This window comes from Stenotrophomonas sp. YJH_SMC_119 (assembly GCF_059368315.1).
Genome location: NZ_JCAFRP010000007.1, coordinates 91,613 through 114,418 on the forward strand (window position 1 = coordinate 91,613; position 22,806 = coordinate 114,418).

Annotated in this window: 20 protein-coding genes; 15 read left to right on the plus strand and 5 right to left on the minus strand. The window is 67.0% G+C overall.

The window, feature by feature from the left end; genetic code table 11:
• Positions 1 to 107: 107 nt before the first annotated feature.
• The 7 genes from AC5P6S_RS12515 (at position 108) to AC5P6S_RS12545 (ending at position 7,796) form a co-directional block, all read left to right on the plus strand.
• Positions 108 to 2,330: an NADP-dependent isocitrate dehydrogenase gene (locus AC5P6S_RS12515; protein WP_005414674.1), complete on the plus strand. Its 2,223-nt coding sequence runs from the start codon at positions 108 to 110 to the stop codon at positions 2,328 to 2,330.
• A gap of 314 nt (positions 2,331 to 2,644) precedes the next feature.
• Positions 2,645 to 3,607, plus strand: coding sequence for a hypothetical protein (locus AC5P6S_RS12520; protein WP_099561517.1), 963 nt, complete (start codon positions 2,645 to 2,647; stop codon positions 3,605 to 3,607).
• Positions 3,600 to 4,148, plus strand: coding sequence for a GTP-binding protein (locus AC5P6S_RS12525; RefSeq protein WP_005411282.1), 549 nt, complete (start codon positions 3,600 to 3,602; stop codon positions 4,146 to 4,148). Before AC5P6S_RS12520 ends, AC5P6S_RS12525 begins: the two co-directional genes overlap by 8 nt.
• Positions 4,141 to 4,557, plus strand: coding sequence for a roadblock/LC7 domain-containing protein (locus tag AC5P6S_RS12530; RefSeq protein ID WP_005411281.1), 417 nt, complete (start codon positions 4,141 to 4,143; stop codon positions 4,555 to 4,557). Before AC5P6S_RS12525 ends, AC5P6S_RS12530 begins: the two co-directional genes overlap by 8 nt.
• Positions 4,558 to 4,610: 53 nt before the next feature.
• Positions 4,611 to 4,970, plus strand: a complete 360-nt coding sequence (locus AC5P6S_RS12535) for a hypothetical protein (protein ID WP_005411280.1) — start codon at positions 4,611 to 4,613, stop codon at positions 4,968 to 4,970.
• Positions 4,971 to 5,116: 146 nt separating this feature from the next.
• The gene (aceK, locus tag AC5P6S_RS12540; RefSeq protein WP_495204625.1) at positions 5,117 to 6,847 is read left to right on the plus strand and encodes a bifunctional isocitrate dehydrogenase kinase/phosphatase; all 1,731 of its coding nucleotides are present in this window, start codon (positions 5,117 to 5,119) and stop codon (positions 6,845 to 6,847) included.
• Positions 6,848 to 6,908: 61 nt separating this feature from the next.
• Positions 6,909 to 7,796, plus strand: a complete 888-nt coding sequence (locus AC5P6S_RS12545) for an energy transducer TonB (RefSeq protein ID WP_043034296.1) — start codon at positions 6,909 to 6,911, stop codon at positions 7,794 to 7,796.
• A 34-nt stretch (positions 7,797 to 7,830) separates the two neighbouring features.
• On the opposite strand, the gene AC5P6S_RS12550 is transcribed toward AC5P6S_RS12545, so the two are convergent.
• The 3 genes from AC5P6S_RS12550 to trxA all read right to left on the minus strand — a co-directional run bounded on the left by AC5P6S_RS12550 (position 7,831) and on the right by trxA (position 11,921).
• Positions 7,831 to 9,405, minus strand: coding sequence for a sensor domain-containing diguanylate cyclase (locus AC5P6S_RS12550; RefSeq protein WP_005411277.1), 1,575 nt, complete (start codon positions 9,403 to 9,405; stop codon positions 7,831 to 7,833).
• 209 nt (positions 9,406 to 9,614) lie between these two features.
• Complete coding sequence (gene rho / locus AC5P6S_RS12555; protein WP_049395351.1) at positions 9,615 to 11,363, minus strand: transcription termination factor Rho; 1,749 nt, start codon at positions 11,361 to 11,363, stop codon at positions 9,615 to 9,617.
• Positions 11,364 to 11,591: 228 nt separating this feature from the next.
• The gene (gene trxA, locus AC5P6S_RS12560) at positions 11,592 to 11,921 is read right to left on the minus strand and encodes a thioredoxin (protein ID WP_005411275.1); all 330 of its coding nucleotides are present in this window, start codon (positions 11,919 to 11,921) and stop codon (positions 11,592 to 11,594) included.
• 511 nt (positions 11,922 to 12,432) lie between these two features.
• Here trxA and rhlB point away from each other — a divergent pair.
• The 8 genes from rhlB (at position 12,433) to AC5P6S_RS12600 (ending at position 19,576) form a co-directional block, all read left to right on the plus strand.
• Positions 12,433 to 14,160, plus strand: coding sequence for an ATP-dependent RNA helicase RhlB (gene rhlB / locus AC5P6S_RS12565; protein WP_049395352.1), 1,728 nt, complete (start codon positions 12,433 to 12,435; stop codon positions 14,158 to 14,160).
• A 177-nt stretch (positions 14,161 to 14,337) separates the two neighbouring features.
• Positions 14,338 to 15,024, plus strand: coding sequence for a cell division ATP-binding protein FtsE (gene ftsE / locus AC5P6S_RS12570; RefSeq protein WP_005411273.1), 687 nt, complete (start codon positions 14,338 to 14,340; stop codon positions 15,022 to 15,024).
• 3 nt (positions 15,025 to 15,027) lie between these two features.
• Positions 15,028 to 15,975, plus strand: coding sequence for a permease-like cell division protein FtsX (gene ftsX, locus AC5P6S_RS12575; protein WP_005414664.1), 948 nt, complete (start codon positions 15,028 to 15,030; stop codon positions 15,973 to 15,975).
• A gap of 7 nt (positions 15,976 to 15,982) precedes the next feature.
• Positions 15,983 to 16,825, plus strand: coding sequence for a response regulator (locus AC5P6S_RS12580; protein WP_005411271.1), 843 nt, complete (start codon positions 15,983 to 15,985; stop codon positions 16,823 to 16,825).
• A 9-nt stretch (positions 16,826 to 16,834) separates the two neighbouring features.
• Entirely contained in the window at positions 16,835 to 17,548 is a 714-nt protein-coding gene (gene ung, locus AC5P6S_RS12585; protein WP_005414662.1) for a uracil-DNA glycosylase, read from the plus strand.
• Between the two features lie 278 nt (positions 17,549 to 17,826).
• Positions 17,827 to 18,702, plus strand: a complete 876-nt coding sequence (rpoH, locus tag AC5P6S_RS12590; protein ID WP_005411269.1) for an RNA polymerase sigma factor RpoH — start codon at positions 17,827 to 17,829, stop codon at positions 18,700 to 18,702.
• Between the two features lie 174 nt (positions 18,703 to 18,876).
• Entirely contained in the window at positions 18,877 to 19,260 is a 384-nt protein-coding gene (locus AC5P6S_RS12595) for a type II toxin-antitoxin system RelE/ParE family toxin (protein WP_043034597.1), read from the plus strand.
• Entirely contained in the window at positions 19,244 to 19,576 is a 333-nt protein-coding gene (locus AC5P6S_RS12600) for a helix-turn-helix domain-containing protein (protein ID WP_005414661.1), read from the plus strand. The genes AC5P6S_RS12595 and AC5P6S_RS12600 overlap by 17 nt, the downstream gene beginning before the upstream one ends.
• A gap of 78 nt (positions 19,577 to 19,654) precedes the next feature.
• Here the strand turns inward: AC5P6S_RS12600 and purD are convergent, their stop codons facing one another.
• Positions 19,655 to 20,938: a phosphoribosylamine--glycine ligase gene (gene purD / locus AC5P6S_RS12605; protein WP_005411266.1), complete on the minus strand. Its 1,284-nt coding sequence runs from the start codon at positions 20,936 to 20,938 to the stop codon at positions 19,655 to 19,657.
• Positions 20,939 to 20,999: 61 nt separating this feature from the next.
• Positions 21,000 to 22,583 carry a bifunctional phosphoribosylaminoimidazolecarboxamide formyltransferase/IMP cyclohydrolase gene (gene purH, locus AC5P6S_RS12610; protein WP_495204626.1) on the minus strand — a complete coding sequence of 528 codons (1,584 nt, stop codon included), beginning with the start codon at positions 22,581 to 22,583 and terminating at the stop codon, positions 21,000 to 21,002.
• Between the last annotated feature and the right edge of the window lie 223 nt (positions 22,584 to 22,806).

The following is a 22,806-nucleotide window of genomic DNA, read 5'->3' on the forward strand; positions in this document are numbered from 1 at the left end:
CGCCGCGCGCCCACCCTGACGGCGACGGGGGAAAGCGACACGGTTGCACGTGGCCCGGCGCTGGCGCCGGCCTTCCCCTGAGCATTGCTACAGAGTCCAAGTCCCCCATGTCCAAGATCCTCTACACGCTGACCGACGAAGCACCGTTCCTGGCGACCCAGTCGCTGCTGCCGATCGTCGACGCCTACACCGCCACTGCCGGCATCGTGGTGGAAACCCGTGACATCTCGCTGTCCGGCCGCATCCTGTCGCAGTTCCCGGAACTGCTGTCCGACGCGCAGAAGGTCAGCGACGACCTGGCCGAGCTGGGCCAGCTGGCGACCACCCCGGACGCCAACATCATCAAGCTGCCGAACATCTCCGCCTCGGTGCCGCAGTTGAAGGCGGCCATCAAGGAACTGCAGGACCAGGGCTATCCGCTGCCGGATTACCCGGAAACCCCGGCCGACGACCAGCAGCGCGACTACAAGGCGCGCTACGACAAGGTCAAGGGCAGTGCGGTGAACCCGGTTCTGCGCGAAGGCAACTCCGACCGTCGTGCACCGCTGTCGGTGAAGAACTACGCGCGCAAGCACCCGCACCGCATGGGCGCCTGGGCGTCGGATTCGAAGTCGCACGTCGCGCACATGGCCGCCGGCGATTTCTACGGCAGCGAGAAGTCGGCCACCCTGGCCAACGCCGGTGCGCTGAAGATCACCTTCCACGGCAAGGACGGCAGCGCCGTCGTGCTGAAGGAAAAGACCACGGTCAAGGCCGGCGAGATCGTCGATGCCGCCGTCATGAGCCGCAAGGCGCTGGCCGCGTTCATCGGTGAGCAGATCGCCGATGCCAAGGCCCAGGGCGTGCTGTTCTCGCTGCACCTGAAGGCGACCATGATGAAGGTCTCCGACCCGATCATGTTCGGCGTGGCGGTCAACGAGTTCTACAAGGACGTGCTGGCCAAGCACGCCGACGTGCTCAAGCAGGCCGGTTTCGATGCCAACAACGGCATCGGTGACCTGGCCGCGCGCCTGCCGTCGCTGCCGGAAGCCACCCGCGCCGCGATCGAAGCGGACCTGGCCGCCGAGTACGCGCAGCGTCCGGGCGTGGCCATGGTCAATTCGGACAAGGGCATCACCAACCTGCACGTGCCGAGCGACGTGATCGTCGACGCCTCGATGCCGGCGATGATCCGCGACTCGGGCAAGATGTGGAACGCCGAAGGCAAGCTGCAGGACACCAAGGCGGTCATTCCGGACCGCTGCTACGCCGGCGTGTACCAGGCCGTCATCGACGACTGCAAGGCGCACGGCGCCTTCGACCCGGCCACCATGGGCTCGGTGCCGAACGTCGGCCTGATGGCGCAGAAGGCCGAAGAGTACGGTTCGCACGACAAGACCTTCCAGATTGCTGCCGACGGCGTGGTCAAGGTCACCGACGATGCCGGCAACGTGGTGTTCGAACACGCCGTGGAAGCCGGTGACATCTGGCGCATGTGCCAGACCAAGGACGCGCCGATCCAGGACTGGGTCAAGCTGGCCGTCGAACGCGCCCGCCTGAGCAGCACCCCGGCCGTGTTCTGGCTGGATGCCGCCCGCGCCCACGACGCGCAGGTCATCGCCAAGGTCGAGCAGTACCTGAAGAACCACGACACCACCGGCCTGGACATCCGCATCCTGCCGCCGGTGGAAGCCACCGCGTTCTCGCTGGACCGCATCCGCAAGGGCGAGGACACCATCTCGGTGACCGGCAACGTGCTGCGCGACTACCTGACCGACCTGTTCCCGATCATGGAGCTGGGCACCAGCGCCAAGATGCTGTCGATCGTGCCGCTGATGGCCGGTGGCGGCCTGTTCGAGACCGGCGCCGGTGGTTCGGCCCCGAAGCACGTGCAGCAGTTCGTCGAAGAGGACTACCTGCGCTGGGATTCGCTGGGTGAGTTCCTGGCCCTGGCCGCGTCGCTGGAACACCTGGGCAACCGCTACGACAACGCCGCCGCCCGCGTGCTGGCCAAGGCGCTGGACGAAGCCAACGGCCAGTTCCTGGACAACGACAAGTCGCCGTCGCGCAAGCTGGGTGGCATCGACAACCGTGGCAGCCACTTCTACATCGCGCTGTACTGGGCGCAGGCGCTGGCCGCACAGGACGAAGATGCGGCACTGAAGGCACGCTTCGCACCGCTGGCCAAGGCACTGACCGACAACGAGCAGAAGATCGTCGAAGAGCTGATCGCGGTGCAGGGCAAGGCCGTGGACATCGGCGGCTACTACCGCCCGGACGTCGCCAAGGCGAGCAAGGCGATGCGCCCGAGCGCGACCTTCAACGCCGCGCTGGAGCAGCTGCGCGGCTGATCCATCGCCGTTCGGTTGTGACACCGGAACCCGCGCTTCGGCGCGGGTTTCTTTTGGGCTCCGGGTCAGAACCCTTTTGCCATGCAAAAGGGTTCTGACCCCATTCGACCCGCGTCCAGAACCGTGATTCCCGTCGGCTGTCGGAATGTCGTCAACGAGGCATGAAACTTGCCCGCGATGGCCGTCGCAGAACTGATCGGACACCGTCTGCAACCGCCCTCGATCTGAGCAGTCGATCACGACGGCTGCCGCTGGCGATGCCCTAGCCTTGGCGACGCGAGGCCACCGGGGAGGTGGCCGCACGGGGAACACGGATGGCACGCGTGCTGGTAGTGGGAACCGACATCCAGGGCGAGCAGGCCCTGCTGCAGCGGCTGCGCGTGGCATCGGCCCTGCCGGACGGCCAGATCCGCCGCAGCCAGGACCTGGACGATTGCGACCTGCTGGTCATCCGCGATACGCCGGCGCTGCGCAACGCGGCCCAGCGCATGCGCCAGCAGCGTCCGCGACTGCAGTGCTGGATCGAAGACATCGGCGGCCAGCTGCGTGATGGCGACGGGCACCAGGACGTGCTTGATGACAGTGCCATCGGTCGCGCGCTGCGCCGCATGCAGTTGGCAGTGGAGCCCTTGGCCATGCACGCACCCGCACCGATCCGCCTGGCTGATGGTGCGCATGCCATCACCCGTCTGCTGCGCGAGCGGCTGCCGCTGCGACAGGGCCAGGCACTGCTGAGTGATGCGGGCGAGCCACTGCTGCTGATGGACCTTGAGCATGACCAGGCCGTGCTGCTGCAGGAACCGGCTACGGCCCTGGTGGAGCGTTTGGCCGATGCCTTCGACCGCCTGCAGCTGGATGCGCTGACACCCGCACGCCTGCATGGCCTGGCCGGCGAGCGGCCACGCCAGCCACTGCGGCCGCTGCTGTGGCAATGGGCGCAACGTAGCCGCCATTGGCAGGCACTGGACGAACGCCTGCGCGGTGCTTCGGTAAAGCTGCTGCGCTGGCCCGATTTCCGTGTGCTGGGCCATGACCATGATGGCTTCCGCCTGTGCTCGCTGCTGCTCAAGCGCGCGTGCACGGTGGACGAGTGCGCGATGTTGCTTGATCTGCCGCCTGCGGCCGTGCGCGATTTCATCCATGCCGCTTACCTGTGCGGTTACGCGCAGCTGCAGGCAGCACCGGCGGTACCGCTGGCGGAACGCGCTGCCGGCGCTGACAACGGCCTGCTCGCCCGCCTGTGGCGTCACCTGCGTGGGAGCGAGCGCAATGCGTGAGCACAAGGTGGTGGTGCTGGGCGGCATGGGCAGTGGCAAGTCGACCCTGGTGCGCAGCATCGCGGCCGGCGCGGTGGTCGACACCGACGTGGCCAACAGCGACCGCCTCGGTGCCGACAAGGCCTCCACCACGGTCGCCCTGGACTATGCGGATATCGACCTGCCCAATGGCGAGCGGCTGCGCCTGTATGGCACGCCGGGACAGCAGCGTTTCGATTTCCTCTGGCCGATCCTGCTGCAGGGCGCCCGCGGCGCCGTGCTGCTGCTGGATGCGCGGCGCGCGGGCGTGGTTGCCGAACTGGAGGATTATCTGCAGGTGTTGCGGCCGTTCGCATCGTCATTGGCGCTGGTGGTGGCCGTCACCCATCTCGACCAGGCACCGCACGCCGCGCTGGACGACTGGGCCGCCCGTGCCTGCCTTGATGACCAGCCGCTGCCGCTACTGGCCGTGGATACCCGCGACCGCGAACAGGGATTGCTGCTGATGGATGTATTGATGGGCGAGATGGAAGCGCACGCACTGGTGGCCGCGCATGGCTGACGGGCAGGTGGCGCTACTGCCCGACGCCGGCCAGCGTGAGCGCCTGCAGCCCTTGCTGCGAGACCTGCAGCAGCGGGTGGAAGGCATACGCACGGTGGTGCTGGCCAGTGTGGATGGCTTCGCCCTGGTCAGTGCCGGTGCCGAAGGGCGCGGTGAACGCCTGGCAGCGATGACCAGCGCGATGCTGGCGCTGGCTGCAGCGGTCGGGCGCGAACTTGTGCTTGGGGATCTGCAGACGCTGATGCTGGAGGCCGCGGGCGGCAAGGTGCTGATGCTGGCGATCCAGGCCGAGGGGCGCGTGCCGTTGCTGCTGATGGCGGCCTGCGACCAGCGCAGCGTGATCGGCCAGGTGCTGTGGCAGAGCAGGGAATGTGGCCAGGCGATCCTGGCCGAACTCGGCGGATCGTGAGCCCGGCCGCAGGGGAACGAGGGGCTCGAACCAACATCGACAAGGGGTGCGACGTGGCTGGACTGAATGAATCGTTGAACGCACTGATGGGCATCGACGGCGCGCAGGCAGTGGCGCTGGTCGACTATGAAAGCGGCATGCTGCTGGGCGAAGCCGGTGCCGGCATGGACATGGAAGTGGCCGCCGCCGGCAACACCGAAGTGATCCGTGCCAAGATGAAGACCGCCGCATCGCTGAACCTCAACGACAGCATCGAGGACATCCTGATCTCGCTGGGCAAGGCGTACCACATCATGCGCCCGGTGGCGAAGAAGAAGGGCCTGTTCTTCTACATCGTGCTGGACCGTACCAGGTCCAACCTGGCATTGGCGCGGCGCAAGGTGCAGGACGTGGAAGCCGAACTGGCGATCTGAGCCAGTAGTGCCGGCTGCTGGCCGGCATCTGCATCGATCCATCGACGGTCCAGGTGCTGCCGGCCAGCGGCCGGCACTACCTTCGCGCTCGACGGCATCGCACACGCCAGCGTATGGTGAAGCCGGTCCTTCCGGGTGAGCCATGCATGTCCAGGCCTGACATCGCTGCCGAGCTGGCACCGCGCATCGCGGTAGCCATCCGCGACGGTTTCGAGCAGTACCACGCCCGCTTTGCGGCGATCACCGCGCGGGCGCGGCAGCGCTTCGAGCAGCGCAACTGGGCCGGTGCGCGACAGGATGCGGTCGAGCGCATCGCCCTGTACGACCTGTGCATCGCCGAGCAGATGGATGCGCTGCGCCGCCTTGCCGGTGACGCGATCGGCGAGCGCGTGCTGTGGTTGCGGGTGCACGCCCGCTATAGCGCGCTGCTGCAGGGCCTGATCGACGCCGAGCTGTACAAGACCTTCTACAACACGTTGTCGCGGCGCCTGTTTGCCACCCGGGGCGTGGACCCGGCGCTGGAGTTCATCGCCTTCGATGTCGAACCCTCCGATGCCATCACCCACCCGGTGGCGCGGCATACCTACGCGGTTTCGCCGACGCGGCCGGTGGAGGCGCTGCAGCGGGTGCTGGCCGACTATCGCTTCGATATCCCCTATGCGCACCAGCTGCGCTGTGCCGCGGCCATCGCGGTGCGCCTGCAGGATGACCTGGCCCACTGGGGCGATACGCCGGTACGCAGCATCGAGCTGCTCGACACGGTGTTCTACCGCGAGCGCCGCGCTTACCTGGTTGGCCGCGTGTTCGGCGAGCACCGGTTCTCGCCGTGCGTGATTGCCCTGGTGAACGACGAGCGTGGCCTGCGCGCCGATGCAGTGCTGACCCGGCGCCGGGACGTGGCCCACCTGTTCGGCGTGTCACGCAGCTATTTCCAGGCCAACCTGGCCACGGTCGGTGATGCGGTGGTGTTCCTGCGCAGTCTGCTGCCGGGCAAGCCCATCGATGAGATATACACCGTGCTGGGCCGCGCCAAGCAGGGCAAGACCGAGCGCTACCGCACCTTCTTCCGTCATTTCAACGAGCACCCGCAGGAGCGGCTGGTGCATGCAGAGGGCACGCCGGGCATGGTCATGGCGGTGTTCACCCTGCCCAGTTACCCGCTGGTGTTCAAGCTGATCCGCGACCGTTTCGCGTGGCCCAAGGCGATGTCGCGACAGCAGGTGGAAGAGAAGTACGCGCTGGTGTTCAACCTCGATCGTGTCGGCCGCCTGCTCGATGCGCAGCCCTATCGTCATCTGCGCTTCCCGCGCCAGCGCTTCGCGCCGGCCTTGCTGGATGAACTGCTGCAGCAGTGCGCGCAGAGCGTACGCATCGATGGCGATGAGGTCGAAGTCGCACTGTGCTATGTGCAGCGTCGTTTTCGTCCCTTGAATCTGTACCTGCGCGAGCAGGGCGCGGAGGCGGTGCGGGCGGCGGTGCTCGACTATGCGCAGGCGATCACCGACATGGCGCGCAACAACATCTTCCCCGGTGACATGCTGCCGAAGAATTTCGGCGTATCACGGCACGGCCGGGCCGTGTTCTACGACTACGACGAGCTGTGTCTGGTCAGCGACTGCGTCTTCCGCGCCTGGCCGCAGCCGCGTACGCCGGAGGAAGCGATGTCCGACGAGCCATGGTTCCATGTCGGTCCGCGCGACGTGTTTCCCGAGCGCTTCGGCCCGTTCATGGGCCTGCCCGCTGCAGAGCTGGCAGCGGTGCGCGAGCACTACCGGCACCTGTTCGACCCGGGCTGGTGGCAGGGCCTGCAGGAACGCTTCGCCCGAGGTGCCTATCCGGACACGCCGCCCTATGCTGGCGCGCACCGGTTGGCGTGAGCCAGCTGTCATGGGTGTTGGGACTGAGGTACTCTCGCCCTTCATCACCAAGGATCCGGCAATGATGCGTTCCCCATTGTTCCTCGCTCTCGCGTTGGCCGTCGGTGCCGGCGCTCCGCTGTTAGCCGGCGATGCCAACGCGCAGACCACGCGCGCGGTGCGTGCCACCACCGAATTGAGCATGACACTGACCGGAAAGATCGAGGTCACGGCAGAAGGCGCAGTCAGCGCTCTGGTGCTCGATCAGAAGGCAAACATCAGCCCGGGTGTTGCCGCGTTTGTTGAACGCACCATTCGCCCTTGGCGTTTCGAGCCGACGCGGGTCGATGGCAAGGCCGTCGCCGCACAGGCACCGTTTCGGGTGCGTCTGCGTGGCAAGTCCACGGGCAAGGGCGACTACGAAGTCAGCATGACCAGCGTGGATTTCAGCGAGTACGATCCAAAGGCCACCGATTCGGTGACCGCAGAGCGCCTGGCGCCGCCGCGCTATCCGGACGAGGCAATGAGGATCGGTGGTCAGGGCGATGTGATCCTGATCATCAAGGTCGCCCGTGATGGCACGGTGGCCGACGTCATCGCCGAGCAGGTCAACATGACCGTGGCGGGGCCGGAGCGGACCATGGCCAAGCTGCGCGATGTGCTGGCCAAGGCCAGCATCAATACCGCCCGCAAGTGGACCTTCATTCCTCCAAGCAGCGGGAAGGACGTCACACGGGAATTCTGGTCGGTACGCGTGCCGGTCAACTATGCGTTCTCGGATGATCGCAATGCCGCTGCCGAGCGCTATGGCCGCTGGCGCGCCTTCATTCCAGGACCGAAGCAGCGCGCACCGTGGGTGACCGGTGACGCGGCGGAAAACGGCAGCGACCTGCTGCCCGAGGGCGGCATCTACATGGTCGACGGCGCCAAGCGCGGCCTGCGCCTGCTGACGCCGCTGGAGCAGGGCTGACGATCACTGCGGAGCCGGCCAGCCCGGCTTCGCGTCAATCGGCGTAGGGGTAGACCACCACTCGGTTGCGGCCCTGTTCCTTGGCCAGGTACAGCGCCTTGTCGGCCAGCCGCAGCGCCTGCTCGGCATCGACATGGAAGCTGGGGAAGTGGGCCACGCCCAGCGAGACGGTGATGGTGCCGACCGGTTCAAACGGATGGTCGGCAATGTGCTGGCGCAGACGCTCGCCAGCCTGTCGCGCTGACTCGGCGCTGATGCCCGGCAACAGCAGCAGGAACTCCTCGCCGCCGGCGCGGCAGAGGATGTCGCTGTCGCGCGAGTAGCGGCGCATCTGGTTGGCGATGTGGACGATGGCAGCGTCGCCGACGTCATGGCCGTGGTTGTCATTGATCGATTTGAAGCGATCGATGTCCAGCGCCAGGATCGCGAACGGGATGCCCTGTACCTGCAGGGCATCCAGCGCCTGCTGCAGGCCGCGGCGGTTGAGAAGACTGGTCAGCGGATCGGTGCGGCTGGCGCGGTTGAGCGTGCCGATGCGGTCCTGCAGTGCATTGAAGCTGTGCAGTACCGCCTGCTTGAGCTGGGCGACCTCGAAGTACCACGCGCGGATGCCGCTGACGTGGCTGATCGCATTGCCGGTGTCTTCGCCGCCCTGCACGTTGCGTGCGAGCTGCCACAGCGGCATCGAGATGCGACGGGCGAACCACCAGGTGATCAGCAGCGACAGCAGGCCCAGCGGGATTGCGTTCCAGATTACCGCAGTCATCAACCGCGACAGCGGCTGCAGCGTGGCCTCGGTCGGGCGCTGGGCGATGATGCCCCAGCCGGTGGCCGCCACCGGCGCATAGCCGGCCAGCATCGACACGCCCAGGTTGTTGCGCACCTGCTGCGCGCCACGCTCGCCGCGCACCACGGCCTTTACTGCGGGGTTGCCGACCACGTAGTCGCCCACCCGCTTGCCATCGGCGTGGTACAGCAGGCGGCCATGGCGATCGACCACGTACAGGTAGGAACCATCACGGTAGTAGTGCTTGCCCAGCAGCGTGTGCAGTGCGCTGCGCTGGCGCAGGTACAGGGTGCCGCTGACGTAACCACGGTAGTGGCCCTGGCGATCGAAGATCGGGTGCGACAGCGAGACCAGCAGCTTGCCGGTGGCCGACTGGTACGGGTCGCTGATCATCGGCTGGCGCGCGGCCAGCGCGGCATTGTTGCCGACGCTGTGCAGCACTTCGCCCTGCAGCTGCAGGGTCTGCGGCGAGGTGGCGATCACCAGGCCGTCGGCATCCACCACCAGCGAAGAGTTGAAGCTGTTGGTCTGCAGCTGCAGGCGGCTGGCTTCGTCCTGGGCCTGTGCCGGGTCGAGGTTGCCCTGGCCGAGCCGCGTGGCGGCGTAGGCCAGTTCCTGCTGGGCAGCCAGCAGGAAGTTCTGGGTCGTTTCGGCCAGTTTGGTGGCGTAGACGCGGTTGGCCTCCAGGGTGTTGCCGACCAGCTGGTCGCGCTGCACCCGGTAGCTGGCCAGCAGGGTGTTGGCCAGCGCGATGATGGCGCTGAGCAGGGCCAGGGCGAGGATCAGCTTGCCCAGGTTGAGGCGGGGAGACAGCGTTCGCATGCGTCGACGGATCCGGCAGGAGGCTGGACCCGACCGGTTCTCCGGAAGGGGCGACAGCGGGAATCGGTGGCCAGGCCCTCGGGGCCGGGCAGGGCATCGGGCGGATTATCGCCAAAACCGGGCGGCGGTGAAGTGAAGTGGGTCGCCCTGCAGGTGAAAAAAAACCTGCCGCAGCGAGCGGCAGGTTCTTTTCGATGCAATGCCGTGGCTCAGCGCTTCATCGAACCGAAGAACTCGTCGTTGGACTTGGTGTTCTTCATCTTGTCCAGCAGGAACTCCATCGCCGCCATTTCATCCATCGGATGCAGCAGCTTGCGCAGGATCCAGATCTTCTGCAGCAGTTCCGGTTCGATCAGCAGGTCTTCGCGGCGGGTACCCGAACGGTTGATGTCGATGGCCGGGAACACGCGCTTTTCAGCGATACGACGGCTCAGGTGCACTTCGCTGTTGCCGGTGCCCTTGAACTCTTCGTAGATCACCTCGTCCATCTTCGAGCCGGTGTCGACCAGCGCGGTGGCGATGATGGTCAGGCTGCCGCCTTCTTCCACGTTGCGCGCGGCACCGAAGAAGCGCTTCGGGCGGTGCAGGGCGTTGGCGTCCACGCCACCGGTCAGCACCTTGCCCGAGCTCGGCACCACGTTGTTGTAGGCGCGGGCCAGGCGGGTGATCGAGTCGAGCAGGATCACCACGTCCTTCTTGTGCTCGACCAGGCGCTTGGCGCGCTCGATGACCATTTCGGCCACCTGCACGTGGCGCGCGGCCGGTTCGTCGAAGGTCGAGCTGATGACCTCGCCGCGCACGGTGCGCTGCATTTCGGTCACTTCTTCCGGGCGCTCGTCGATCAGCAGCACGATCAGGTGCACGTCCGGGTGGTTGGTGGTGATGGCGGTGGCGACCTGCTGCATCATCATGGTCTTGCCGGCCTTCGGCTGCGACACGATGAGCGAGCGCTGGCCCTTGCCCTGCGGCGCCATCAGGTCGAGGATGCGGCCGGTGATGTCTTCCGACGAACCGTTGCCGCGCTCCAGGGTGAAGCGGCGGCGCGGGAACAGGGCGGTCAGGTTCTCGAACAGCACCTTGTTCTTCGACGCTTCGATCGGCTCGCCGTTGATGGTGTCGACGATGTTCAGCGCGAAGTAGCGCTCGCCGTCCTTCGGGAAGCGGATGCGGCCGGAGATATGGTCGCCGGTGCGCAGGTTGAAGCGGCGGATCTGGCTGGGCGAGATATAGGTGTCGTCCGGGCCGGCCAGGTAGCTGGCTTCGGCCGCGCGCAGGAAGCCGAAGCCGTCCGGCAGGATTTCCAGCACGCCGTCGGCGGCGACGCCGTCACCGTGGCGGGTCAGTACCTTCAGCAGGGCGAAGATCACATCCTGCTTGCGGGCGCGTGCCACGCCTTCGGAGATCTGCAGCTGCTCGGCGATTTCCAACAGCTTCTGTGCCGGCATGCGCTTGAGGTCGCTCAGCGAATAGACCGGGAAGCCTTCCGGTACGTTGGCGTGCGGACGCGGCACGAAGGGCTGCTGCTCGCCGCCGTCGTTGGGCATGCCGTCGTCGCGGAAGCGGTTGTTGTTGCGGTCACGGTCACGGTCGCGGCGGTTGCGGAAGCGGTCACGGCGGTTGCCCTGGCCTCCCTGGCCCTGCTGGCCGTTCTGGTTGTACGGGTTCTGGCCCTGGTTCTGGCCACCGCCCTGGTGGTTCTGCTGCCGCGGCTGGCCGGATTCGCGACCCTCACCACCTTCGCCACCGCCACTGCTGGCAGGGGCCTCGGCGGCGGGCGCGCTCGGTGCGGGGGCGGGGGCCGGTGCCTCGGGCGCGGCGGCCAGCGGCAGGGTCGGCTGCGCCGGAGCGGCGCTGGTTTCGGCGGCTGCCGGGGCGGCGGCCTTGCTCACGCGGGGCTTGCGCACGCGCTTTTCGGCGGGCGCATCGGCGCTGCCGGTTTCGGAAGTGTTATCGGACAAGAGCGTTATTCCTCGCTTGAAGGTGCGAGCGCCCGGCTGGGGCGGCGAACGTTGGGAATGGGTCTGGAAGAAACTGCGTCCAGAGGGTGCGGCACGCGAACGCGGCCGGATGTGCCGACACTATCATCGGCCTGCGGCGCCGTGCAAGGGCTGCCGGGAACAGCATTCATCATGGACGCAGGGCGTCCGCCGGCAGCCGCGGGTGGCGGCTGCCGGAAAACAGCAGGATCAGGCCAGGGCCTTGTCCAGCAGGCCGGCCAGCTGGGCCTTGCCCACCGCACCGATCTGCTCGCCGACCTTCTCGCCGTCCTTGAACACGACCAGGTACGGGATCGAACGCACGTGGTACTTGGCGGCCAGCGCACGATTGTGGTCGACGTTGACCTTGGCGATCTTGGCGCGGCCCTGGTAGGCATCGGCCAGTTCGTCCAGCGCCGGGGCGATCATCTTGCACGGGCCACACCATTCGGCCCAGAAATCGACCAGCACCGGTTCCTTGGAATTCAGCACTGCGCTATCAAAGTCGGCGTCGCCGACATGTACAACCTTGTCGCTCATCTTGGTTTCTCGTCTTGGATTGCACCCGGCCATGCCGGAGGTGGGTGAACTGGGCCATGCCCGGTGGCGCGACCCTCGTCGTTGCCTCGCGGCGCACTGCCGCGGTGCGTTCGGCGGGATGCCTGGACGCTCACGGCCGGCAGTGTACCCCTATCGCAGGGCGGGGACAGGCGCCGGCTGGAACCCAGCGTATCGTGATCGCTTCGAAGCCCGGTATGTGTCGGATTTCACTGTCTTCCCGAAGATGGGGGTGGCAGCGGGCGACACCAGCGGGACCGGCGGGGTCGTTCAAGTCCCGTGTGGCTGGATGAAGGCGCGCCGTCTCTCCATCCGGTGAGACGGGGCATTCCGGTTTGCCGGCCCGAGTGCGTTAAACTGGGCCATTGTGCGGCGCGCGGACCGGGTGGTCCCAGCCTGCCAACCCGCCGCAGGGGCCGCAGTTTGCGACGGTGCCCCTAGACGATGAAGTGCCAGCCGCCCCACGGGCCGGCGGCCATACCAAGACGGACTCATGAGCGACAAACCGCTGACCGATTTGACCTTTTCCTCCTTCGAGCTGCACCCGGCCCTGCAGGCCGGCCTTGAAGGAGCCGGATTCACCCGCTGCACCCCGATCCAGGCGCTGACCCTGCCGGTCGCGCTGCCCGGCGGTGATGTTGCCGGCCAGGCCCAGACCGGCACCGGCAAGACCCTGGCCTTCCTGGTCGCTGTCGTGAACCGCCTGCTGACGCGTCCGGCGCTGGCCGATCGCAAGCCGGAAGATCCGCGCGCGCTGATCCTCGCCCCGACCCGCGAGCTGGCCATCCAGATCCACAAGGATGCGGTGAAGTTCGGTTCCGACCTGGGCCTGCGCTTCGCCCTGGTCTATGGCGGCGTGGATTACGACAAGCAGCGCGAGCTGCTGCAGCAGGGCGTGGACGTGATCATCGCCACCCCGGGCCGCCTGATCGACTACGTCAAGCAGCACAAGGTGGTGTCGCTGCACGCCTGCGAGATCTGCGTGCTGGACGAAGCCGACCGCATGTTCGACCTGGGCTTCATCAAGGACATCCGCTTCCTGCTGCGCCGCATGCCGGAGCGCACCACCCGCCAGACCCTGCTGTTCAGTGCCACCCTCAGCCACCGCGTGCTGGAGCTGGCCTACGAGCACATGAACGAGCCGCAGAAGCTGGTGGTCGAAGCCGAGACCATCACCGCCGCGCGCGTGCGCCAGCGCATCTACTTCCCGGCCGACGATGAGAAGATCCCGCTGCTGCTGGGCCTGCTTTCGCGCAGCGAAGGCGCGCGCACCATGGTCTTCGTCAACACCAAGGTGTTCGTCGAGCGCGTGGCGCGTTCGCTGGAAAAGGCCGGCTACCGTGTCGGCGTGCTGTCCGGCGACGTGCCGCAGAAGAAGCGCGAGAGCCTGCTCAACCGCTTCCAGAAGGGCCAGCTGGAAATCCTGGTGGCCACCGACGTGGCTGCGCGCGGCCTGCACATCGACGGCATCAAGTACGTCTACAACTACGACCTGCCGTTCGACGCCGAAGACTACGTGCATCGCATCGGCCGCACCGCGCGCCTGGGTGAAGAGGGCGACGCGATCAGCTTCGCCTGCGAACGCTATGCCATGGGCCTGCCGGACATCGAGGCCTACATCGAGCAGAAGATTCCGTCCGAGCCGGTCACCAAGGAACTGTTGACCCCGCTGCCGCGCCCGGAACGCCCGGCTCCGGCTGCAGGCGAGGAAGGCGAGGACAATGAAAGCGTCGGCCAGATCTTCCGCGAAGCGCGCGAAGCCCGTGCCGCCGAGGAAGAGCGTCGGGGCGGTGGCCGCAGTGGCGGCCGTTCCGGCGGTGGTGGTGGTGGCCGTGGTGGCCGTGACGGTGAGCGCAGCGGCGAACGCCGTTCGCGTGGCCCGCGCAAGCCACGCGCGGAAGGCGAGCAGGGCGCTGCCGCGCCGGCCGCCGGTGCCGAAGGCGCCGCTGCCCAGGCCCCGCGTCCGCCGCGCCCCCCGCGTGCCGAAGGCGCACCGGAAGCTGCGGTGGACGGCGAGCACAAGCCGCGCAAGCGCCGCCGCCGTCGCCACGGTCGTCCGGTCGAGGGTGCCGAGGGCGTGCAGAACGCCGCCGGCAATGGCGCCAGCCCGGTCACGCCGGTGCAGGTGGTGGCCAAGCCGGTGCGCACGGCTGCTGATACCGGCGATTCGTTCCTGACCCGCATCGGCCGCAAGATCCGCCGGATGCTGTCGGGCAGCTGATCGGCAGCGCCGATCAGCTGGTAGCACCCGACCGTTGGTCGGGTGGCTTCAAGGGCGTGCCGACCAACGGTCGGCACCCACCCTGGCCGGCAGTTGTGTGGGTTGCCGGCCAGCGGCCGGCACTACCGATCGTGTGACCGTCTCCACGACGTCGCGCCGGTCCTGCATAATCGGGGCATGAGTGTCCTGCGCTTCGACAATGTCAGCAAACAGTACGCCGGTGGCCACGAGGCACTGACCGATGTCAGCTTCGAGGTCGCGCCGGGCGAGATGCTGTTCGTCACCGGCCATTCCGGTGCGGGCAAAAGCACCCTGCTCAAGTTGATCCATCTGGACGAGCGGCCCAGCCGTGGCGCGGTGGTGTTCGACGAGCGCAACCTGCTGAAGGTGCGTGGCGGCGATGTGCCCCGCCACCGTCGCGCGGTGGGTGCGGTCTACCAGGACCACCGCCTGCTGATGGACCGCTCGATCGCCGAGAACGTGGCGCTGCCGCTGATCCTGCGCGGCACCCGCCGTGGCGACATCAGCAAGCGCGTGCGCTCGGTGCTGGAACGGATGGGCCTGGGCCACCGCGAGAAGGCGCTGCCCTCGCAGCTGTCGGCCGGTGAGCAGCAGCGCGTTGGCATCGCCCGCGCCATCGTCGGTGAGCCCAAGCTGCTGGTGGCCGATGAGCCGACCGGCAACCTCGACCCGACCCTGGCGGCGGAGATCATGGCCCTGTTCGCCGAGCTGCCCGCGCGCGGCACCAGCGTGCTGGTGGTCAGCCACGACCTGCCGTTGCTGCGCCGCATGCGCAAGCGCGTGCTGATCCTCGACCACGGCCGGCTGGTGGATGACATCTCGCCGCAGGATCTGGCGGAGTAACGCATGGCGAAGAACGAAAACAGCGAAGCCGCCGCCCCCTCGCGCGTGGGCGTCTGGTTCCAGCACCACGCGCACAGCGTGGTGTTCAGCCTCGGCCGTGCCTGCCGCAAGCCGTGGGCGACCCTGCTGACGGTGATGGTCATGGCGCTGGCACTGGCCCTGCCGTTGGGCCTGTCGATCGCGCTGGACAACCTCAAGCAGTTCGCTGGCAGCGTGCAGCAGTCGCGCGACATCAATGTGTTCCTCAAGGGCAACGTCGATGGCCCCGGCGCGCTGCGCCTGGCCGGCCAGCTGCGCGACCGCGACGACGTGGCCGAAGTGAACGTGCGCACGCCCGAGCAGGGCCTGCAGGAACTGCGCGACGCCGGCCTCGGCGAGGCGATCGACGCACTCAATGACAACCCGCTGCCCTCGCTGCTGGTGATCACCCCCGGCCAAGGCAAGGACGACGCGCGCCTGGCACGCGCGCTGGAAAGCCTGCCCGAGGCCGACCTGGTGCAGCACGATGCACTGTGGCGCCAGCGCCTGGATGCCTGGCTGGCGTTCGGCGCGCGGCTGGTGCAGGTGCTGTCGGTCCTGCTCGGCGTCGGTGCCGCGCTGGTGGTCGGCAACACCGTGCGCCTGGACATCCAGGCCCGCCGCGAAGAGATCGGCGTGCTGCAGCTGCTCGGCGCCAGTGATGGCTTCATCCGCCGCCCGTTCCTGTACCTGGGTGCGTGGTATGGCCTGGGCGCCGGCGCGGTTGCGCTGGCGCTGATCGGCGCCGCCGGTGCCGCGCTGCGCGTGCCGCTGGCCGAACTCTCGCGCAGCTACGGCAGCCCGTTCGTGCTGCACGGCCTGGACCTGCTGCACGGTGGCCTGGTCCTGCTCGGCACGCTGCTGCTGGGCTGGCTGGGTGCGTGGCTGGTCACCGGCCACTTCCTGCGCCAGACCCGCCCGACCGACACCTGAGACCGGCATGCAACCGCAAGCGCTGAAGCACCTTGAAGGGCCCGCGACGCGGGTGATGGTGGTCGATGGCTCGAAGCTGGTCCGCAAGCTGATCGCCGACGTCCTGCAGCGCGACCTGCCAGGCGTGGAGGTGATCGGCTGCGACAGCATCGAGGATGCGCAGCAGGCGCTGGCGCAGGGCCCGGTGGACCTGGTGACCACCTCGCTGACCCTGCGTGATGGCGACGGCCTGGCGCTGGCGCGGATGGTCCGCGAAGCGGCCGGCCAGGCCTACGTGCCGGTGATCGTGGTGTCCGGCGATGCCCAGCAGCATCTGGAGCAGCGTCGCTTCACCGAGTACGTCACCGACTATTTCGACAAGGCGCTGGGCCACGAGGCGCTGGCGACCTTCATCCGCGGCTATGTGCAGCCGCAGACCATTCCCGGCGCGACCATCCTCTACATCGAGGACAGCCGCGTGGTGGCCGAGGCCACCAAGCGCATGCTCGAACGCCAGCAGTTGAACGTGCTGCACGTGGTCAGCGCCGAAGAGGCGTTCACCCTGCTCACCGCCGAGTCGCTGGGCCGCAGCCGCCATCGCATCGACCTGGTGCTGACCGACGTCACCCTGAAGGGTGAACTGAGCGGCCGCGACGTGGTGCAGCGCGTGCGCGTGGACTTCGGCTACGGCAAGCGCCGCCTGCCGGTGCTGGTGATGACCGGCGACGGCAACCCGCACAACCAGACCGGGCTGCTGCAGTCCGGCGCCAACGACCTGGTACTCAAGCCGATCGAAGAACGGCTGCTGGTCACCAAGGTGCTGTTCCAGCTGCGCCTGGCCCGGTTGAACGATGGACCCCTGATTCGATGAAGTGGTGCAATGATTGATGAAGTAGCGGACACCCCGACGATCCAGCTGGAACCGAGCTGGAAGCAGCATGTCGGCGATTACCTCCTGCAGCCGCAGATGCGCGAGCTGTCCGGCTTCCTGCGCCAGCGCAAGGCCAGCGGTGCGGCGGTATTCCCGCCCGGCCCGCAGATCTTCGCCGCATTCGACGCCACGCCATTCGAGCAGGTGAAGGTGGTGATCCTCGGCCAGGACCCGTACCACGGCCGTGGCCAGGCGCATGGCCTGAGTTTCTCGGTGCCGCCGGGCGTGCCGGTGCCGCCGTCGCTGCTGAACATCTACAAGGAGATCGAGAGCGATCTCGGTATCCCGCGCCCGGACCACGGCTGCCTGATCCCATGGGCGCAGCGCGGCGTGCTGCTGCTCAATGCCGTGCTGACGGTGGAGGAGGGCAAGGCCGGCGCACACCAGGGCCGCGGCTGGGAAGGCTTCACCGATCACGTGGTGGACGTGCTCAACCGCGAACGCGAAGGCTTGGTGTTCATGCTCTGGGGTGCCTACGCGCAGCAGAAGGGCAAGGTCATTGATACCCGTCGCCATCGCGTTCTGAAGGCCCCGCATCCGTCGCCGCTGTCGGCCCATCGTGGCTTCCTCGGCTGCCGCCATTTCTCGATGGCCAACGAGTACCTGCAGCGTCGCGGCCAGGCCCCGATCGACTGGTCGCTGCCGCCGCGCTCGGTGCTCTGAGCGCCGGCTGGCGGCCGGGCCTGAACGCCGGACAACGTTCCCTGGCCTGAATGGGCCTCCAGAACGGCCCGTTCAGCTCCGCTTGACCGGAATCGGCCGGCTTCCGGCAGGTAATTGCTTGAATTCCAAGGGATTGTGAATCCCGAAAAGCGCGCTCGCCACTGTCATCAAATCGCGCTACGGTAGGGCTCTGTTTGGGACCAGTGTTGCATCAATAGGATGCTGGAACTTTTTCCTCCTTTAGCAGTCCAAATCCCGGACTGCTAAGATGGGTGCCTATGAGCCAGAACACCTCTACTGCCCTTGTGGCAAACAATCTCCCGATTCCCAGTGCGCTCGGTTCGCTGGACGCCTACATCGGTGCCGTGCACCAGATCCCGGTGCTGTCGGTCGATGACGAACAGGACCTGGCCCGTCGCTTCCGCGACGGCAACGATCTGGACGCCGCCCGCGAGCTGGTGCATTCGCACCTGCGCTTCGTGGTGCACGTGGCCCGCGGTTACAACGGCTACGGCCTTGCCCTGGGCGATCTGATCCAGGAAGGCAACATCGGCCTGATGAAGGCGGTCAAGCGCTTCGACCCGGACATGGGCGTGCGCCTGGTCTCCTTCGCCGTGCACTGGATCCGTGCAGAGATGCACGAGTTCATCCTGAAGAACTGGCGCATCGTGAAGGTCGCCACCACCAAGGCGCAGCGCAAGCTGTTCTTCAACCTGCGCAAGTCGAAGACGCGCCTGGGCTGGATGAACGCGGCGGAAGTGAGCGCGGTGGCCAAGGACCTGAACGTGTCCGAGCGCGAAGTCATGGAAATGGAGTCGCGCCTGTCCGGCCGCGATATCGGTTTCGATGCGCCGACCGACGAGGACAACGAACACGCACCGCCGTCGCCGGCTGCGTTCCTGGTTGCCGATGACGAAGACCCGTCGATGGCCTACGAGCGCGAGGACAGCGAAGACAACCAGATGCAGCTGCTGCGCGAAGGCCTGGCGGAACTGGATGCCCGCTCGCGCGACATCATCCGCCGTCGCTGGCTGGACGCCGACAGCAAGGTGACGCTGCAGGAGCTGGCCGACGAGTACGGCGTGTCGGCCGAGCGCATCCGCCAGGTTGAGGCGAACGCGCTGAAGAAGATGAAGGCGCTGTTCACCGCGTAAGCGGGAAGGCGTTGGAATGAAGAAGGCCCGGCGGTGATGCCGGGCCTTTTTGTTTTTGGAGCGCATCCACGCATGGCGTGGATCAATCCTGACGCCAGGGCGGCAACTGCGCCGACCGCAGCATGCGCTGGACGCTGATTTTCACGCCGTACCACTCGGTGGCACGGTATGATCATGTCACGTGTCTTCCGCACCCGAAGCTTCAACCGCAGTACACGACGTTCTTCACTGACCGATAGAGCCTTGTGCCGCGCGGTGGTGGAAATGCGTCAAGGACTGATTGATGCAGACATAGGGGGCGGCCTTCTCAAAAAGCGAGTTGCGCTGCCGGGCCGCGGAAAGCGCGGTAGCGCCCGCGTTATTGTCGCAACCAAGGTGGGGCGCTACTGGTTCTTTCTCTTCTGCTACGAGAAGAACGCGCGCGCGACCATCAGTAGTGCGGAACGGGATGCCCTTCAGCTGTATGCGTCTGAGTTCTTGGGAATGAGCCCTGCACAGTTGGACAGGGCAGTTATCTGCGGAGAACTGCAGGAGATTTGCCATGACAAAGACGGTTGAACATAGACGTGCAAAGAGTGCGATCCTCGATGCGGTGCATGAAGGCGCGGCGGGCCTTTACGCCAGCGGCTTCATCGACAAGCGGCGCATGAGCATGTACGAGGCGCTTTGTCTGGAGCCTGTGCCCGAATACAGCAGCGCCCAGATCCGTGCACTTCGCACGTCGTTGGAACTTAGCCAGCCGGTGTTCGCAGGTGTGCTCAACACCAGCGTTTCGACGGTCCGTAGCTGGGAACAGGGCGAGAAGAAGCCGAGCGGGCCGTCGCTGAAGCTTTTGAACCTGATTGATCGGAAGGGTCTCGAAGCAGTCCTGTAAAGCAAAGGCCCGGCAATGCCGGGCCTTTGCTTTACCGTGGTATTCAATCCGCGCCATGCATGGAAGCGGGGGTGTGCCTCACCCCTCGCGTGCGATCGCGCGCCAACCAATGTCGTTGCGGTGGAACTCGTTGGCCCAGGTCACCTTGGCCACGCCGGCATAGGCATTGGCCTGCGCGTCGCGCACGCTGTCGCCCAGTGCGGCCACGCACAGCACGCGACCGCCGGCACTGACCACGTGGCCCTGCGCGTCCAATGCAGTCCCCGCATGGAACACCTTGGCACTGGCCGGCACGTCGTCCAGGCCGGAAATCACGTCACCGGTGATCGGCGCTTCCGGGTACGGCCTGGCCGCCAGCACCACGCCCAGCGACGGGCGCACGTCCCACTGCGCTTCGACCTGGTCCAGGCGGCCATCGATGGCGGCTTCCACCAGCTCGACCAGGTCCGACTGCAGGCGCAGCATCACTGGCTGCGTTTCCGGGTCGCCAAAGCGCACGTTGAATTCGATCACCTTCGGCGCGCCGCTGGCATCGATCATCAGGCCGGCGTAGAGGAAGCCGGTGAACGGGATGCCGTCGGCGATCATGCCCTGCACGGTGGGGTTCACCACCTCGCGCATCACCCGTGCATGCACCTCCGGCGTCACCACCGGGGCCGGCGAATAGGCGCCCATGCCGCCGGTGTTCGGGCCGGTATCGCCGTCGCCGACGCGCTTGTGGTCCTGCGAGGTGGCCATCGGCAGCGCATGCACGCCGTCCACCATCGAAATGAAGCTGGCTTCCTCGCCGTCGAGGAATTCCTCGATCACCACGCGCGCACCGGCATCGCCGAACGCGTTGCCCGAGAGCATGTCACGTACCGCGTCCTCGGCTTCGGCCAGGGTCATCGCCACGATCACGCCCTTGCCGGCGGCCAGGCCATCGGCCTTGACCACGATCGGCGCGCCCTTCTCGCGGATGTAGGCCAGCGCGGCGTCCACGTCGGTGTGCACGGCGTAGAACGCGGTGGGGATGTTGTGGCGGGCCAGGAAGTCCTTGGCGTAGGCCTTGCTGCCTTCCAGCTGCGCGGCGGCGGCGGTCGGCCCGAAGATGCGCAGGCCGGCGGCGCGGAAGCGGTCTACCACGCCAGCCACCAGCGGTACTTCAGGGCCGACCACGGTCAGTGCCACGCCTTCAGCCTGGGCCAGCGCCAGCAGACCGTCGATGTCGGTGACTTTCACCGCCACGTTGCGGCACTTGTCTTCGCTGGCGGTGCCGGCGTTGCCGGGTGCCACGATCACTTCGGTGACACGGGAGGACTGGGCCAGCTTCCATGCCAGGGCGTGTTCGCGGCCGCCAGAGCCGATGACGAGGATCTTCATGGGACAGGGTTCTCGGGTACGGAAGAGATAAGCCGGGCAGAGCCCGGCTTCGTGATGCGGATCAGTGGCGGAAGTGGCGCACGCCGGTGAACACCATCGCCAGGCCATGTTCGTCGGCGGCGGCGATCACTTCGGCATCGCGCATCGAACCGCCCGGCTGGATGACCGCCTTGATGCCGGCGGCAGCAGCGGCGTCGATGCCGTCGCGGAACGGGAAGAACGCATCGGAAGCCATCACCGAACCCTCGACCACCAGGTTTGCATCGGCCGCCTTGATGCCGGCGATGCGCGCGGAATAGACGCGGCTCATCTGCCCGGCGCCCACGCCAATCGTGCGGTTGTCCTTGGCGTACACAATCGCGTTGGACTTCACGAACTTGGCCACCTTCCAGGCGAACAGCAGGTCGGTGAACTGCTTGTCGGTCGGTGCCAGCTTGCTGACCACCTTCAGTTCGTCGCGGGTCATGCCGCGGTTGTCCGAGGACTGCAGCAGCAGGCCCGAGCCGACGCGCTTGCTGTCGAAGTTGTTCAGGCCATCACCGTGCGGGATGCGCAGCACGCGCACGTTGGCCTTCTTCTGTGCGTATTCCAGCGCGGCCGGCTCGTAATCCGGGGCAATCAGCACCTCAACGAACTGGCGGTCGAGGATGACCTTTGAAGTGGCGGCGTCCAGCGGCTTGTTGAAGGCGATGATGCCGCCGAAGGCGCTGGTCGGGTCGGTGGCGTAGGCCAGCTCGTAGGCATCGCCGTTGCCGGCGCCAACCGCCACGCCGCACGGATTGGCGTGCTTGACGATGACGCAGGCCGGCGTATCGAACTGGCGCACGCATTCCCACGCCGCATCGGCGTCGGCCAGGTTGTTGTAGCTCAGTTCCTTGCCCTGCAGCTGCTGGAAGGTGGCCAGCGTGCCCGGCACCGGGTACAGGTCGCGGTAGAACGCGCCGCTCTGGTGCGGGTTCTCGCCGTAGCGCAGATCCATCACCTTCACGAAGGTGGAGTTCATCTGTGCCGGGTACTCGGCACGCACCGGCACGGCGGCGTCGGTGGCGGTGACCGCCGACAGGTAGTTGCTGATCGCCGCGTCGTACTGGGCGACGCGGTTGAACGCGGCCACCGAGAACGCGAAGCGGGTGGCGGCCGACAGTTGGCCGTTGTTGGCCGCCAGCGAGGCCAGCAGTTCGGCGTACTGCGACGGATCGGTTGCCACTGCCACGCGGGCGAAGTTCTTGGCTGCCGAACGCAGCATGGCCGGGCCGCCGATGTCGATGTTCTCGACCGCGTCGGCCAGCGTGCAGTCGGCCTTGGCGGTGACCGATTCGAACGGATACAGGTTCAGCACCAGCAGGTCGATGGCGCCGATGCCGTGCTCAGCCATCACCGCATCATCCAGGCCCGAACGGCCGAGCAGGCCGCCGTGCACCATCGGGTGCAGGGTCTTGACCCGGCCGTCCATCATTTCCGGGAAACCGGTGACGTCGGCCACGTCCTTCACGGCCAGGCCCGCATCGCGGATCGCCTTGGCGGTGCCGCCGGTGGACAGCAGCTCCACGCCGCGTGCCGCCAGCGCAGTGGCCAGCTCGACCAGACCGGTCTTGTCGGAAACGGAGAGGAGGGCCCGGCGGACGGGCAACAGATCAGCAGTCATGGGACAGAATCGGCAGCGGAGCGGGGCCGATATTGTAGGCGGTGGGGGCCGGTGGCGGGCGCTGGAAGGGGTAATTTGCCGTGGCGATCGACGCAAGGCCGGGTCGGGCACACCGATCCGGCCCGATCCGGGGGCTGGCCTGCGGACCAGAGCAGGGTTGCCGGAATCTGCCAACGATGGGGTAGGCTGTGCCCGCACTGCCAAGGATCAGCGGGTACGGATC